The organism is Muricoccus radiodurans, assembly GCF_050154705.1.
Classification (GTDB): Bacteria; Pseudomonadota; Alphaproteobacteria; order Acetobacterales; family Acetobacteraceae; genus Roseomonas; species Roseomonas radiodurans.
The window spans coordinates 2,623,686-2,637,509 of the sequence record NZ_CP189561.1; the positions used below are offsets into that span (position 1 = coordinate 2,623,686).

Here is a 13,824-nt window from a genome sequence, read left to right on the forward strand (position 1 = left end):
CTCCTACGGCTTCAGCCCAAGCTCCGTGATCATCTGGGCGGTCAACCGGTCCTCCGCCTCCAGGAAGCTGCGGAACCGGTCCGGCTCCAGCAGGTCCACCGGGTTGAAGCCGCGGCTCATGGATTCCTGATAGGCGGGATCGGCCGCGGCGCCGAGCAGCGCGCGCGTCAGCCGGTCCAGGATCGGCTGCGGCGTCCCCTTGGGCGCGAAGAAGCCGAAGCGCGTCACCACGTCCACGTTCAGCCCGGCCTCCTGCAAGGTGGTCAGCTCGGGCAGTGCCGCGATGCGGGTGGGTCCGGTCTGCGCCAGCACTCGCACGCCCTGCGCCACCAGCGGCATGATGTTGCTCGGGGCGCCCATGACAAGGTCCACGTCCCCCGCCAGGAGGGCCACCGCTGCCGTCGCCACGCCGTTATAGGGGACGTGCAGCAGCCGGATGCCGGCCGACTTCGCCATCGCCTCGGCCGCGAGGTGCGGCGTGCTGCCGACGCCGGGCGTGCCATAGGTGAGGCCCTCCGGCCGGGCACGCGCAGCGGCGAGCATCTCCGGCAGCGTGCGGAACGGCGTCCGCGGCCCGGTCGCCAGCACGTAGGAGATCGCGACCAGCCCCCCGATCGGCGAGAAATCCGCGATGGAGTAGGACAGGTCCTGCAGCCGCGGCACCGCCGTCAGAGCGCCGGTGCCGGCAAAGAGGACCGTGTAGCCGTCCGGCGCCGCGCTCTTCACGCGCTGCGCGCCCGTCGCACCGCCGCCGCCGGTGACGGACTCGATCACCAGCGCCTGGCCGAGTTCCTGGGCCACCCGGTTCTGCAGGGGCCGGATGTAGGAATCCGCCCCGCCGGCGGCGTAGGGCACGATCATGCGGATGGGACGGTTGGGATAGGCCGGCTGCGCCGCGGCAGGGCGGACCATCAGCCCCAGGGCCGGCGCGAGACCGGCCGCCAGGGCGTGGCGTCGGGTGAGCGTCATGACGTCCTCCTGTTCTTCTCGTTGGTGGTGCTCAGTCTGCCGTCAGGCGGAAGATGCGGGCCGGGTTGTCCCACAGCACCTTCTCCCGGTCCGCCGCGTCCGGGATCATCCGCGCCAGCGCGTCCAGCAACGGCGCGAAGTCGGTGCGGTGCTTCGCGCGCAGGAAGGGCCAGTCGGAACCCCAGATGCAGCGGTCCAGCGTGAAGGCCTCGATCAGCGAGGCGATGTAGGGATCGGTGTCGTGATAGGGTGCCCCCTCCTGCGTCAGGCGGAACAGGCCGGACAGCTTGATGATCGCGTCGGAGCTCCGGCCGAACTCCAGCAGCGCCTGGAAGCCTGGCTGGTCCAGGCCCATCGCCAGATCGGGCCGGCCGCTGTGGTCGATGAGCACGGGGCAGCCAGCGGCGCGCAGGATCGGAATGGCCGCGACGATCGAATCGTTGTGGTGGTAGTGGACCTGCACCATCCACCCGACCTCCCGCGCCCGCGCCAGGGAGCGCTGCCCGGCCTCCCCGTGCAGCGGCGGGCTGGTCGGGAAGTCGAGGTTAAAGCGGATGCCGACGATGCCGCCCTCCACCATCCGGCGGATCTCCGCCTCCGGCGTGCCGTCGGGCAGCAGGGCGACGCCCTTCAGCCGTCCCTTCGCCGCCGCGATCGCTTCCAGCATGTACGTGTTGTTGGCCCCGTAACCGCCGAGCGGGTTGATCAGCACCCCATGCGTGAAGCCGTGCAGGCTCAACAGGTGCAGGAATTGCTCCGCCGTCCCCAACTCGCCCGGGGAGATGTCGAAGCCGCGGTCGCTCCCCCATCCCTGGCGCGCGAGGTTGAAGGCGTGGGCGTGACAATCGACGGCGGGCATCGCGTGCTCCGGTTCAGTTCGGGAAACCGTAGAGGGCGGCAGGGTTGTCCACGAGCAGCCGCTGCCGATCCTCCGGCGTCGGCGCGAAGGCGGGGAGGAGGTTCAGCAGCTCCGCCTCGTCCACCGGCGTGGTCAGGTTCGGGTGCGGGAAGTCCGTGCCCCAGAGCACGCGCATCGGCGCCGCGCGCAGCAGGGCGGCGGCGAAAGGAACGGCCTCCGCGAAGGGGGTCGTCGTCATGCGCTCCGCCCCGCTCAGCTTCACCCAGATGCGGTCGTCCTTCACCAGTTCCAGCAGGGCGCGGAAGGCCGGGCCTTCCACGCCCAGGGCGGGGTCCACACGGCCCATGTGGTCGATCACCACGGGCATGGGTAGGGCGCGGATGACCGGCTCCATCTCCAGCACGCCATCGCCTTGCAGCTGCATCACCATGTGCCAGCCCAGCGGCGCGGCGCGCGCCGCCGCTCGGTGGAACACGCCCATATCGGGCTTGCCGCCCAGCGCCTTGATGAAGTTGAAGCGGATGCCGCGCACGCCGGCATCCTGCATGTCCCGCAGCGCGGCATCCGGCGTGTCGTCGTCGATCATCGCGACGCCGCGGTACCGGTCCGGCGCCCAGCGCAGCGCGTCCACCATGGCGCGGTTGTCGGTGCCGTGGCAGCTCGCCTGCACGATTACCGCGCGCTCCAGGCCGAGGCGGGCGTGCAGCGCGGCCAACATCTCCTTCGGCCGGTCCTCCGGCGTGTAGCGGCGGCTCTCCGAATAGGGGAAGCGGTCAGCGGGGCCGAAAACGTGGCAGTGGGAATCGGTGGCGCCGCGCGGCAGGGCAAAGCCCAGGCGAACGGGGGACTCGGTGAGCATGGCTTCCTCCCCCGGAGCAGCGCCGGGATCTCTGGGAGGAGATTACGGGACCCGTCTCAGGCCGGTGGCGGGGAATTTCGCTCCATTCCGGATGCCGGAATCGTTCCGCTTACCTGCGGCCGTGCGGATTGCAGCCGCTCCATCGAGTTCGCGATCTCGCGGCTCGCCTGCTGCAAGGCCGGCACCAACTCCCCCATCGCCATGGCGTGGCTGACAGCGGAGCGAAAGAAGCTCAACCCGATCGTGCCGGCCACCGCGCCCCCGACCATGATCGGGACGGCGAGGGTGTTGGAGGTGCGCGGCTCTACCTTCGGGTCGCGCTCGGTGAAGCCCTGGCGGCGCGCCGTCGCCACCACCCGTTCCACCACGCGTTCCAGATAGGGCGGGTTGTCCTCCGGGTCGGACGACGCAGCGAGCATCCGCACGAGGATGCGTCGCTCCGCCGCCGGACAGAAGCCGAGATAGGCGCGGCCCAGCGCCCGCGAGACGAGGCTGAGCCGCACGCCGATGGTGGCATGAAAGGGGGATACGGCGCTGTCGGCCGCGGTGCTGACGCAGACCTCCATCCGGCCGCCATCCAGCACCGCGATCGCCGCCGGCCATTGCAGCCGGCGCGTCAGATCCGCCGCCCAGGGCCGCCCGGCCTCCGCCACCAGCGGCCCGCCATGGAAACCCGCGCTGAGCGCCGCCACGCCGGAGGTGACACGGTAGCCGATACCCCGCTCCCCGTTCATCACCAGGCCGGCCTTCGCGAGCGTGTTCAGCAGCCTGACGATGGTGGGCTTGGGCAGGCGCGTGGCGCGGTGCAGCCCATCCACCGTCGTGTTGCGCTGGCGGTTCAGCTCGCGCAGCAGGGCGATGGCGCGCAGGACGGACTGGACGGGCGGCTCGCTCATGCGCGCGGCACCTGCTCCGCCATCGGCAGCAGAGTGAGGACCACCTTGCCGATCTGCGCGTTGGCGTCCAGCACGGATTGCGCCTCCGCTGCCCTCTCCAACGAATAGACGCCGCAGATGTGCGTGCGGATGCGCCCGTCCTCCAGCAGCGGCCAGACCTGCTCCACCAGTTCCCGCGCGATGCGGCCCTTATAGGCCGGGGGCCGCGACCGCAGTGTGGAACCGGTCAGCGTCAGCCGCCGGATGTAGATGTCACGCGTGCTGATCTCGGCGCGCGGGGCGTCATGGCTGGCGATCAGCACCAGCCGGCCGTCCGGCGCGAGCAGGTCCATCTCCTTCGGCGTGTAGGAACCGCCCTGCCCGTCCAGGATCACGTCCACGCCGCGCCCGCCGGTCAGCGCGCGCACCTGGTCCGGCCAGTCCCCCTGCCGGTAGTCCACCGCCGCGCTCGCGCCGTGCTCCAGGCAGACCGCCTGCTTCTCCTGGGACGACGACGTCGCGATCACCGTCGCGCCGCGCAGTTCCTTGCCGATCTGCATCGCCGCGAGCCCCACGCCGCTGGTGCCGCCCTGCACGAGAAGCGTCTCTCCCTCGGCCAGCCGGCCGAGCCAGATGACGTTGTTCCAGGCGGTGAAGAACACCTCCGGCAGGCTGGCCGCCTGGATGAAGGTGAAGCCGCGCGGCAGGGGCATGCACTGCACGGCCGGCACGGGGCAGAACTCCGCGTAGCCGCCGCCGGAGACGAGGGCGCAGACCGCGTCTCCCGCCCGGGGCCAATCCACGCCGGGCCCCACCGCGTCCACCACGCCGGCCACGTCCAGCCCGGGGATGTCGGTCACGCCCGGCGGCGGGGGGTACAGGCCCTTGCGCTGCTGCACGTCCGGCCGGTTCACCCCGGCGGCGGCCACGCGCAGCAACACCTCGCCCGGCCCGGGCTGGGGCGTCGGCCGCTCCGCCAGGGCGAGCACCTCCGGCCCACCCTTCCCCCTGATCTCGACAACCTTCATCGCTTTCCCCTGCACGGCGTGTCGCCCGCTCCATCGCGTGTCGTTGGAGCGGGCGCATCCGCGCGACGCCTTCATTCCGTATCCCGGAAAGCGCCGCAAGGGGACTGGATGGCGGGCCGGGGCGGGCCTACCCATGCGCAATGCTGGGGAGCGGAACGATGCCGAATGGCGCCCGATCGAACTCGCCCAGCCCGGGGCGGCGTGTCCTGCTGCGGGGCGCCCTGGCCGCCGGCCTGCTGACCACCCGTCCCGCCGCCGCGCAGGAATCCTGGCCGCGCCGACCCGTGCGGCTGGTGGTGCCCTTCGCCGCCGGCGGGGCCGCGGACACCCCAGCGCGCATCATGGCGGACCACCTCACCCGCGCGCTCGGCCAGCCCTGCATCGTGGAGAACCGCGCCGGGGCCGGCGGCGCCCTCGGCATCCGGGCGGTGGCGCAGGCGACCGACGGGCACACGCTGCTGCACACCACCTCCGCCGTGGCGGTGCTGCCCGCGCTCCAGCGCCAGCCGGGCTACGACCCGCTGACGGACCTCGCGCCCATCTCCCTGACCGCCGAGGCGCCCATCCTCCTGCTCGTGCGCGGGGAGGCGCCCTGGCCCGACTTCCACGCCTATGCCGCGGCGGCGCGGGCGCGGCCGGGAGGGGTCAGCTTCGGCTCCGCCGGCACCGGCAGCACGGTGCACCTGGCGGGAGAGCTGCTGCGCGTGCGGGCCGGGCTGGACCTGCTGCACGTTCCCTTCCGCGGCTCCTCGCCGGCCGCCACCGCCCTGCTCGGCGGCATCATCGACAGCGTCTTCCTCAGCCCGCTGGAGGCGATGCCGCATCTGCGCGCGGGCAAGATGCGGGTGCTCGGCAGCGCGGGGCCGGCGCCCGACCCGCTGATGCCTGATGTCCCGCGCCTCGCCGATTTCGTGCCGTCCTATGAGGGCGTCACCCTCTGGTTCGGCCTCCTCGGCCCCCGCGACCTGTCGGAAGTTGCCATCAGGGCGCTGATGCAGGCTCTGGCACCGTTGCGCGAGCACTCCATCCTCACCGACCGGATGGCCGAGCTCGGCGCGACGGTGCGCCTCGACGGCCCCGCGCCGCTCACCGCACGATTGCGGCAGGAGGTGCCGCTCTGGCAGTCCCTGGCCGAGGCCGCGCACATCCCCCGGGAGTAGAAAGGCCCGCATGACCATCACGCCGCTCGTGGACACGCATTTCCACGTCTACACGACCGACATGCCGATTCTCGGCACCGCCTGGCACCACCCGCCGACCGATGCCACGGCGGAGGGCATTCTCGCGACCATGGACGCCCATGGCGTCGGCTACGGCGTGATCGCGGCGGCCAGCCTCTACGGCACCTACAACGACGAGACGATCCGGGTCACGCGCCGCCACAAGCGCCTGCGCGGCACGGTCATCCTGGGGCCGGAAGCCGACCTCTACACGATGGAGCGGATGAAGGCGGACGGTATCGTCGGCGTGCGCCTGTTCTTTCGCCGTGTCCCGAATCCGCCCGACCTGAATTCCGCGGAAAACCGCCGCCTGCTCCGCCGCATCCGCGACCTGGGATGGCACGTCCATGTGCTGGCCGATGATGCCCAGTGGCCTGACATCATCCCGGCCATCGAGGCATCGGGCGCGACGCTTGTGGTCGACCATTTCGGCAAGCCCGACCCCGCGCTCGGCGCCAAAGGCCCGGGCTTCAGGGCGATCCTGGCGGCGGTCGAGCGCGGCCGCACCTGGGTGAAGCTTTCCGGCGGTTTCCGCATGCCCGATCCCTCGGCCGCGAAGGACCTCGCCGCCGCCCTCATCCGCGCAAGCGGCGGGGAGCGCCTGGTCTGGGCGAGCGACTGGCCCTTCGCCGCCTTCGAGGAGACCATGACCTACGCCCGCGCGATCGAGAACTTCGAGGAATGGGTGCCGGACGACGCGCTGCGCCACCGAATCGGGGCGGTGAACCCGATGACGCTCTACTTCGGCGACTGACCCGCCGCATTCCGGATGCCGGAAAATGCCATCAAGACGGTGGCGCGTTCCGTCGCCGGGCCGCATAGGCGTCTCAACAAGATCCTTGCGGAGGAAGGCATGTCCGAGATCACCCGGCGGCACCTGGGCGGACTCGCCCTGGGTGCCGCCCTGGCCGCGCCCATGGGGCGCGTCGCGGCGCAGGCGACCTGGCCCAACCGGCCCGTGACGGTCGTCGTTCCCTTCCCGCCCGGCGGCACGCCCGACGTGGTGGGACGGACGCTCGCCCGCCACCTGTCCGAGAGCCTCGGCCAGCCCTTTGTGGTGGAGAACCGGACGGGCGCTGGCGGCAACATCGGGGCCAGTTCTGTCGCGAAGGCGAACCCGGACGGCTACACGCTGCTGTTCAGCACGAACGCACCGATCGCGAACAACACCCTCCTCTATCGCAACATGCCCTACGACCCGCTGACGGAGCTGGTGGGCACCGCGCCGGTGGTGGAATTGCCGGGGCTCTTCACCGCGCGCCCGAACCTGCCCTTCAGCAACATCCAGGGCATGGTCACCTACGCCCGCGCCAACCCGGGCAAGCTGAACTGCGGCGTTCCCGGTACCGGCCTGCTGGGCCACCTCGCGGCGGAGCTGCTGGCGCACCGCACCGGCGCGCGCTTCACCATCGTGCCCTATCGCGGCTCCGCGCCGCTGACCAACGACCTGCTCGGCGGCGCCGTGGACATCGCGGTGGATCTCGTCGTCACCTACCTGCCGCACATCCGCGCGGGCACGGTGCGTCCCCTCGGCATCACCGCCGCCCAGCGGATGCCCACCCTGCCCGAGATCCCCACCGTGGCCGAGCAGGGCGTGGAGGGCTTCAAGGCGACGGGCTGGGCGACGCTCCTGGCCCCCGCGCGGACGCCGCCGGACATCGTGCAGAAGCTGACCACGGCGACCAACGCCTTCGTCCAGCTGGACTCCACGCGCAACCTGCTGCCCACCCTGGGCATGATTCCTCTCGGCGGCACATCGGCCGACGTGGCCCGCCTGATGCAGAACGAGATCTCGCTCTGGGGCCCGATCGTGCGCGAGGCCGGGATCGTGATGGAATAGCCGGGGCGAAGATCATCCGAAGGAAAGGATCGCCATGAACCCCGACCACGACCGCATCGCCCGGGAGCTGGAACGGCTGAACATCGCCTTCTGGCACGACGTGGACACGAACTGGGGCCGCAACGCCCATATGCTGTTCACCGAGGACGGCACCTACACCACCAGTCACCGCCCCCGCACGGGACGTGACGCCATTCGCGGCTTCTATGAGGGACGCGAGGCCGGCGGCCCCCGCGTCGCGCGCCATCTGATCAGCAACTTCCACGTCACGGTGCAGGACGCGGACCACGCGACCTGCGAGTGGACCATGGTGCTCTACGCGATGGACGGCGAGCCGCCGCTGCCGATGGACCTGCCGATCCTGATCGGCGCGGTACGGGATGAGTGCGTCCGCCAAGCGGATGGCAGCTGGCTCTACAAGTCCCGCAAGACCACGCCGCTGTTCAAAGGGGATCGCCCGACTTCGGGGTGAGCCCTGTTGCAGGAAGAAGAGTTCTACTCTCTCCCTCGCCGCGTCGAACGCCGCGCGTTCGACGCTCATTCTTCCTTGTGAGCCTGCCGGGTTATCCGGAAACGGTAAGCCCATCGCCGGATCCCGCGGCAGCCTGACAAGACGAGAAGCGAGGGGGTCCGGGGGAGAGAATTCCTTCTCTCCCCCGGAGTCACATCACGACAGGCGCCAAGGTTTCCTGCATCCAGCGCGCGATGCCGCTGGCCACGGCATCCATGTGAGGCTGCCCGATCACCTGCAAGCCCATCGGGAGCCCACCCACCGCCATCAGCGGCACGGTGACCGCCGGCACGCCGAGCGCGGAGGTCGCAGCATTGTAGGCGATATCGCCGGTCGGCCGCGGCGCCAGGGGCTGTCCCGGCACATCACCGGCCCATTCCGGGGCCGGGCCGGGGGAGCCGGGGGCGATCAGCGCGTCTCCCAGCGGCGCCAGGGCGGCCAGGGCGCGCCGCATCGTCTCGCGTTCCAGCAGGGCAGCGCGGTAGTCCTCGGGCGTCAGCTTCATGGCGAGGGCGTGGCGCGACTTCGCGCGGGCGCTGACGCCGTCCGGTTGGGCTTCGACCAGGTTCTGTATGCTCGAGCGTGCCTCATAGCCGCAGACGGTGGCGGTCACGGCCTTCGCGGTGGCGATCGCGCGCTCGAAGGCATCGATGGCCGCGGCGTCGGCGCGGTGCAGGATCTGGACACCCTGGGCACGCAGGGCATCCACCACCCCCTCGAAGGCGCGACGGGAGGGATGGTCGAGCAGGGACCAGCCCTCGGCCTCCATGACGATCAGGCGGGCAGGGCGACGCGCCGCCGGTGGGATGGCGGGGCCGAACAGGCCTGGTGCGCCGGGATCGCCGCCGGCACGCCGCGCGATCTCGTTCGCCACGGCCCACATGTCCTGCACACTGTTGGCGTGGACGCCGACGGTGCTCTGGGACAGGCCCTGCCGTTCCCCGCGGTTCAGCGCGCCCTGGGTGGGCTTCAGCGCCACGTTGCCGCAGTAGCTGGCGGGACGGATAATCGAGCCGCCGACCTGCGACCCGATCGCCGCCGGGACCATCCCCGCCGCGACCGCCGCCGCCGAGCCGGAGGAGGAGCCACCCGGCGTGTGGGCTGGCTCGAAGGGATTCGTCGTCGGCCCCGGATGGGACTGGCCGAGCTCGGTGGTGACGGTTTTGCCGAGGATAACGGCGCCGGCCTCCCGCAGCGCGCGCACCAGGGCGCTGTCCCGTTTCGGGAAATTCCCGCGATAGGCCTCGCAGCCCATCTGCGTCGGCATGTCGCGCGTCTCGTAGAGGTCCTTGATCCCGATCGGCATGCCGTCGATGGGGGAGAGCGGATGACCGGCCTTCCAGCGCGCGGTGCTGGCATCCGCGGCCGCCTTCGCGCCGGTCTCGTTCAGCACCACCCAGGCCTGCACCACGGGCTCCCGCGCCGCGATCGTCTCCAGACAGCGATCGAGATAGGCGCGCGGGGAATCGCGGCCTTCCGAGAAGCCGGCGACGGCGTCGTGGAAGGTCAGCGGTCGGAAGGACGCGGGATCGTAGGTCATATCGTTCAGCCCCCCAGCGCGTCCCAACAGAGGCGGGAGAGCCGCCCCGCCGTGGAGAAGGCGGCCGCGTAGCCGGGCATTCCATCCGGCATCACGTCGGGCACACGGTCCGTGTAGACGGTGATGATGTAGAGCGGCGCACTGTCGCGGAAGACGATGCCCGCATCCATCCGCCCCCGCCGCCCGCGCCCCGTCTTGTGCGCGACCTTCGTGCCGAAGGGCAGCAGCGAGGGGATGAGCTGCTTCAGGAGCTGCCACGACAGCACGTCCAGCGCGAAGCCGCAGAGCGCCGTGGTGCAGCCAAGGCGCGCGGCGACCGCCTCGTCCGTCGTGCCCTTCAGGACCAGGTCCAGCAGCAGCCCCTGATCTGCGGGAGTGGTGGAGGTGACCATCTCCACCGGGTGGTCATAGGGCAGGCCCAGCGGCGGGATCTTGTGGCGGTGCGCCGTTCCGGTCATGCCGATGCTCCGGCAGAAGCCGTCCATCTCCTCCAGCGTCAGGCGTTCCAACACCATCTGGGTACAGACATTGTCGCTGGTGATCATCATGTTCACGATCACGTCGCGCAGCGGCAGGACGCAGCCCGCGGTCATGTAACGGTAGGTGCCGGAGGCGACGTCCTTGCGGAACCGCTCCTCGAAGGTTACGGGCTCGGCCAGGTCCAGGCGGCCCTCATGCACCGCCTTCAGCGCCGCCATCATGATGGAGGTCTTGCGCGTGCTGGCGGAGGGCACGGGAACGTGGCCCGCCCGATCTGCCTCCCCGCCGCCGCGCAGGTCCTTCACGTACCAGCTCGTGTCGAAAGGCTGCGCATCGCAGACCGCGTTCATCCGCGCGGCGAGGTCCTGCATCAGAGATGTCTCCACTGGGGTCTGGTTCAGGGCGTGGCGGGAGACACGTCCTGCGGGCGGGTGCGCTCGTCGGCGCGTCCCTCCATCCGCAGTCCCGCCCGCATCGCCCAGGTGTTGCGCACGATCAGCAGCGGGATGATCGGCTGCCGCTCCATCGCCTGCCGCGTCACGGCCTGCAGCCGTTCCTCCCGCTCGCGGTCGTCGGCGATCAGGGCGGCCTCGGCGATGGCGGCATCCAGGGCCGGATCGCTGTGTCGGCCGCGGTTGATGGTGCCGGTGCCACGGCGTGGGTCATAGGTGGCGATGGTGGCCGTCAGGCTCGTCGCCGGCTCCCCGGTGGAGGCGCCCCAGGCGCCGAGGAAGACCGAGAATTCCTGCCGGCTCGCGCGATTGATGAAGGAGGCGTAGGGCGAGGCCTCCACCGCCGTGCGGATGCCGGCGCGCGTCCACATCTGGCCGATCGCCTGGATGATTCGGGCGTCATTGGGATAGCGATCGTTCGGCCCGTGCAGGGTCAGGCGGAACCCCTCGGGGAAGCCGGCCTCGGCCAGCAGGCGCCGCGCCTCGGCGAGGTCGGCCGGCCTCGGCTCCAGATCCGGGGCGTAGCCGTAGTTGCCGGGTGCCATGTACTGCACCGTCGGGATGGCGCCGCCCTCCATCACCCGGTCCACGATGGCCTGCCGGTCGATCGCGGCGGAGAGCGCGCGCCGCACCCGCACGTCGCGCAGCGGGCTGGGGTCGATGGGGCGGCCGGTGTTGTCCGTCACGAAGGGCGTGGCGCCCTGCCGGGAGAAATCGAACACGATGAACAGACTGCGCAGGCTGACCGCATCCGCCAGCGCCAGTCGCGGGTTCCCCCGCATCCGCGCGACGTCGGCGGTGGGCACTTGGTCCACCACGTCCACGTCGCCGGCCAGCAGCGCCGCCATCCGTGCGCCGTCATTGGTGATGGCGCGCTGCGTGGCGGTGGCCCAGGCCGGCTTCGTGCCCCAGTAAGCGTCGTTGCGGGCCAGCCGCAGCGTGCCGGCGATTTCTCCGCCGACGAAGCGGAACGGGCCGGTGCCGATCATGCCGCGCCCGGCGTTGTAGTCCTCGGTCCGCAGCCCCGAATGGATGCGACGGCCGATCATCGGAACCTGCGCCAGCGTGTTCGGCAGCATCGGGTTCGGGCCTGCGGTGGTGAAGCGCACCGTCCGCTCATCCACCACCTCCGCCCGGATGATGGAGCGGATGTAGAGGGTGAAGGAACCGGGGCTGTTCGCCACGGTCGGCAGGCGGTCCAGCGTGAAGGTCACGTCGTCCGCGGTGAAGGGCGTGCCGTCATGGAAGGTGACGCCCGACCGCAGCCGGAACTCCCAGGTGGTCGCATCCACCGCGCGCCAGGATTCGGCCAACCCCGCCACCACCCGTGCCCGCGCATCCATCATCACGAGGTTATCGAACACCGCGCTGGAGAAGGACATGTTGGGGCCGAGATTGTGGTAGTGCGGATCCAGCGAGGTCGGCTGCGCCCCGGTGCCGAGGGTCAGGTTCTGCGCCGCCACCACCGTTGCGCAGGACGCAAGCGCGGCCGCCAGGGCCAACATTCGCACCCGACCCATTCTCACCTCTGCCCCGCCCGTCCGTGAGACCGATGATCCCCGCAGCGGCAGCAAGGGGCAAGGCGGAATCGCGGCCGCGGCACACCGGTGCAGGAGGGTGGAGACGCGCGGCGCGAGGGACCGGCTATTTGCCCGCCGCGGCCAAGCACTCGCTGGTCAGCCGTCCAACCCCGATCGTCCGGTCGCCCTGGCGCAGGCAACCATCCCGCCAGACCCCGTGCGACCGGGCCCCCGACGCATCGACGAACTCGCCCGTCCCGTGGGCGCGGCCCTCGCGATACTCACCCTCATACCGGTCGCCGTTGCTGAAGGTGTAGTTCCCACGTCCATGGGGACGGCCGTCCTGGAGCGTTCCGGCATAGCGCGAGACGCTCTCCACACGTCCTTCACGGAACCATTCCAGCGTGCCGCTTCCGCTGGAGGGACCGCGGGGGCAGGATCCGCTCCAGCGGACCGACTCTCCTGGCCCCGGGCGCGCATTCCAGATCCAGCAACCATTCGTCCCGTCCACGATCCACCCCGCCCGCCCCGGTGCGGCGAGGGTGCGGGGCTGTGGCGCCGGGGGCCGCGGGAAGGACGCCGTCACCGCCGTCACCGCCGGCGCCGCCGGCACTGGAGGGGACGGTGGGACAGCCGGTGCGGGCGTGGCGAGCGATGCCAGGCGAGCGCGCGCGAGCGGCGCATAGACACCGGTCGGAAAGGCCTGAAGATAGGCCTCGAAATCGCCCCGCGTACCGCCGGAAACCGCCGACTGCCAGAAGACCGTTTCCCGGTCCGTCGGGGCGGCCTGCGGCGCGGGGAGGGCCGGAGGGGCCGTGGGCGCCGCCACGGAGGCCGGAACCAGCACCACCTCCCCGGTCAGGGAGGAATGATCCCAGGGCACCTGCTGCTGCCGCGTCGCCGTGATGACCGCCTCCCGCACCCGCCGCATGGCCACGCCGACATCCAACCCCGGTGTGGCCAGGTGCTGGAGCAGCGCCGCGGTGAAGGGGCTGTTCGCCCCCTCCCCGTCCCGCGCCACGCTGTTCGGCGCCGTCGCGTAGGAGATCAGGGTTCCTACACCGCTCTGCACCTGCGCGAGCCCGCTGCTTACTGCGCCGGACCGCGTGCCCATCGACCGGGCGAGGCTGCGGACGAGCGGATTGTCCCGGCAGGCATCGAGGAAGACGAGGTTGGTGCGGGCCGCGCCCTCCATGCTGCGCAACACCTGCCCGATGGGCACCGCCTCGAAGCTCAGGTCGCGTTCGCGCTGGATGCGGGTGTCGACGGGGAGAAGATAGTTCTCGCCGCCGACCTGCAGCCCGTGGCCGGCATAATAGAATAGGCCGAGATCGCCGCCGTCGAGCCGGTCACCGAACTCGCGGAGCTTCTCCTCCATCGTGCGGCGGTCGAGGTCTATGCCCTCGATCACCTCGAAACCGGCGTTCCGCAGCATCGCCGCCATGCGCCGGGCGTCGTTCGGTGGATTCCGCAGCGCGGGAACCTGCTGATACGCGCCGTTCCCGATGACCAGCGCAACGCGCCGCTCAGGCTCCGCCCGGGCCGCCCCGGCGAGGAGAAGGAACAGGGCCGACAGCACGACCGCCAGTCCGCGAGGCGCATGCGCGATCATCGGACACTCCCGGATCAGATGAGTCTCCACCCCGCAATTTGGGTGGCCAGGGCCGGGCG

13 protein-coding genes are annotated in these 13,824 nt (G+C 71.1%); 4 read left to right on the plus strand and 9 right to left on the minus strand.

The genetic code is table 11. The features are described 5' to 3' along the window. Nucleotides 1–3 precede the first annotated feature (3 nt). The 5 genes from ACP6CK_RS12885 to ACP6CK_RS12905 are packed head-to-tail and all read right to left on the minus strand — an operon-like array spanning nt 4 to nt 4,590. Nucleotides 4–969, minus strand: coding sequence for a Bug family tripartite tricarboxylate transporter substrate binding protein (locus ACP6CK_RS12885; RefSeq protein ID WP_426959393.1), 966 nt, complete (start codon nt 967–969; stop codon nt 4–6). A gap of 31 nt (nt 970–1,000) precedes the next feature. After that, complete coding sequence (locus ACP6CK_RS12890; protein WP_426959394.1) at nt 1,001–1,828, minus strand: amidohydrolase family protein; 828 nt, start codon at nt 1,826–1,828, stop codon at nt 1,001–1,003. A gap of 13 nt (nt 1,829–1,841) precedes the next feature. Beyond that, nucleotides 1,842–2,687 (minus strand): amidohydrolase family protein, encoded by an 846-nt coding sequence (locus ACP6CK_RS12895; RefSeq protein WP_426959395.1) that lies wholly within the window; start codon nt 2,685–2,687, stop codon nt 1,842–1,844. A 56-nt stretch (nt 2,688–2,743) separates the two neighbouring features. Next, complete coding sequence (locus ACP6CK_RS12900) at nt 2,744–3,583, minus strand: DNA-binding transcriptional regulator (RefSeq protein WP_426959396.1); 840 nt, start codon at nt 3,581–3,583, stop codon at nt 2,744–2,746. Next, nucleotides 3,580–4,590 (minus strand): NAD(P)H-quinone oxidoreductase, encoded by a 1,011-nt coding sequence (locus ACP6CK_RS12905; RefSeq protein WP_426959397.1) that lies wholly within the window; start codon nt 4,588–4,590, stop codon nt 3,580–3,582. The genes ACP6CK_RS12900 and ACP6CK_RS12905 overlap by 4 nt, the downstream gene beginning before the upstream one ends. A 158-nt stretch (nt 4,591–4,748) precedes the next feature. On the opposite strand from ACP6CK_RS12905, the gene ACP6CK_RS12910 reads away from it, so the two are divergent. The 4 genes from ACP6CK_RS12910 (at nt 4,749) to ACP6CK_RS12925 (ending at nt 8,122) form a co-directional block, all read left to right on the plus strand. Then, nucleotides 4,749–5,750 carry a Bug family tripartite tricarboxylate transporter substrate binding protein gene (locus tag ACP6CK_RS12910; protein WP_426959398.1) on the plus strand — a complete coding sequence of 334 codons (1,002 nt, stop codon included), beginning with the start codon at nt 4,749–4,751 and terminating at the stop codon, nt 5,748–5,750. Between the two features lie 10 nt (nt 5,751–5,760). Beyond that, nucleotides 5,761–6,564, plus strand: a complete 804-nt coding sequence (locus ACP6CK_RS12915; RefSeq protein WP_426959400.1) for an amidohydrolase family protein — start codon at nt 5,761–5,763, stop codon at nt 6,562–6,564. 99 nt (nt 6,565–6,663) lie between these two features. Continuing rightward, nucleotides 6,664–7,650 carry a Bug family tripartite tricarboxylate transporter substrate binding protein gene (locus tag ACP6CK_RS12920; protein ID WP_426959401.1) on the plus strand — a complete coding sequence of 329 codons (987 nt, stop codon included), beginning with the start codon at nt 6,664–6,666 and terminating at the stop codon, nt 7,648–7,650. A 34-nt stretch (nt 7,651–7,684) separates the two neighbouring features. Next, entirely contained in the window at nt 7,685–8,122 is a 438-nt protein-coding gene (locus ACP6CK_RS12925) for a nuclear transport factor 2 family protein (RefSeq protein ID WP_426959402.1), read from the plus strand. A gap of 190 nt (nt 8,123–8,312) precedes the next feature. Here the strand turns inward: ACP6CK_RS12925 and ACP6CK_RS12930 are convergent, their stop codons facing one another. The 4 genes from ACP6CK_RS12930 to ACP6CK_RS12945 form a co-directional block, all read right to left on the minus strand. Then, nucleotides 8,313–9,701 (minus strand): amidase, encoded by a 1,389-nt coding sequence (locus tag ACP6CK_RS12930; protein ID WP_426959403.1) that lies wholly within the window; start codon nt 9,699–9,701, stop codon nt 8,313–8,315. A gap of 5 nt (nt 9,702–9,706) precedes the next feature. Continuing rightward, nucleotides 9,707–10,552, minus strand: coding sequence for a serine hydrolase (locus ACP6CK_RS12935; RefSeq protein ID WP_426959404.1), 846 nt, complete (start codon nt 10,550–10,552; stop codon nt 9,707–9,709). Between the two features lie 26 nt (nt 10,553–10,578). Beyond that, a complete protein-coding gene (locus tag ACP6CK_RS12940) occupies nt 10,579–12,138 on the minus strand; it encodes an ABC transporter substrate-binding protein (RefSeq protein ID WP_426959909.1) in 1,560 nt (519 codons plus the stop codon). Nucleotides 12,139–12,277: 139 nt separating this feature from the next. After that, nucleotides 12,278–13,765 carry a caspase family protein gene (locus tag ACP6CK_RS12945; protein ID WP_426959405.1) on the minus strand — a complete coding sequence of 496 codons (1,488 nt, stop codon included), beginning with the start codon at nt 13,763–13,765 and terminating at the stop codon, nt 12,278–12,280. Nucleotides 13,766–13,824: the final 59 nt, after the last annotated feature.

What these genes read in the sequence shown, in the direction of transcription:
- ACP6CK_RS12885 (WP_426959393.1), bottom strand. Translation starts at nt 969, where the DNA reads ATGACGCTCACCCGACGCCACGCCCTGGCGGCCGGTCTCGCGCCGGCC.
- ACP6CK_RS12890 (WP_426959394.1), bottom strand. Translation starts at nt 1,828, where the DNA reads ATGCCCGCCGTCGATTGTCACGCCCACGCCTTCAACCTCGCGCGCCAG.
- ACP6CK_RS12895 (WP_426959395.1), bottom strand. Translation starts at nt 2,687, where the DNA reads ATGCTCACCGAGTCCCCCGTTCGCCTGGGCTTTGCCCTGCCGCGCGGC.
- ACP6CK_RS12900 (WP_426959396.1), bottom strand. Translation starts at nt 3,583, where the DNA reads ATGAGCGAGCCGCCCGTCCAGTCCGTCCTGCGCGCCATCGCCCTGCTG.
- ACP6CK_RS12905 (WP_426959397.1), bottom strand. Translation starts at nt 4,590, where the DNA reads ATGAAGGTTGTCGAGATCAGGGGGAAGGGTGGGCCGGAGGTGCTCGCC.
- ACP6CK_RS12910 (WP_426959398.1), top strand. Translation starts at nt 4,749, where the DNA reads ATGCCGAATGGCGCCCGATCGAACTCGCCCAGCCCGGGGCGGCGTGTC.
- ACP6CK_RS12915 (WP_426959400.1), top strand. Translation starts at nt 5,761, where the DNA reads ATGACCATCACGCCGCTCGTGGACACGCATTTCCACGTCTACACGACC.
- ACP6CK_RS12920 (WP_426959401.1), top strand. Translation starts at nt 6,664, where the DNA reads ATGTCCGAGATCACCCGGCGGCACCTGGGCGGACTCGCCCTGGGTGCC.
- ACP6CK_RS12925 (WP_426959402.1), top strand. Translation starts at nt 7,685, where the DNA reads ATGAACCCCGACCACGACCGCATCGCCCGGGAGCTGGAACGGCTGAAC.
- ACP6CK_RS12930 (WP_426959403.1), bottom strand. Translation starts at nt 9,701, where the DNA reads ATGACCTACGATCCCGCGTCCTTCCGACCGCTGACCTTCCACGACGCC.
- ACP6CK_RS12935 (WP_426959404.1), bottom strand. Translation starts at nt 10,552, where the DNA reads ATGCAGGACCTCGCCGCGCGGATGAACGCGGTCTGCGATGCGCAGCCT.
- ACP6CK_RS12940 (WP_426959909.1), bottom strand. Translation starts at nt 12,138, where the DNA reads ATGTTGGCCCTGGCGGCCGCGCTTGCGTCCTGCGCAACGGTGGTGGCG.
- ACP6CK_RS12945 (WP_426959405.1), bottom strand. Translation starts at nt 13,765, where the DNA reads ATGATCGCGCATGCGCCTCGCGGACTGGCGGTCGTGCTGTCGGCCCTG.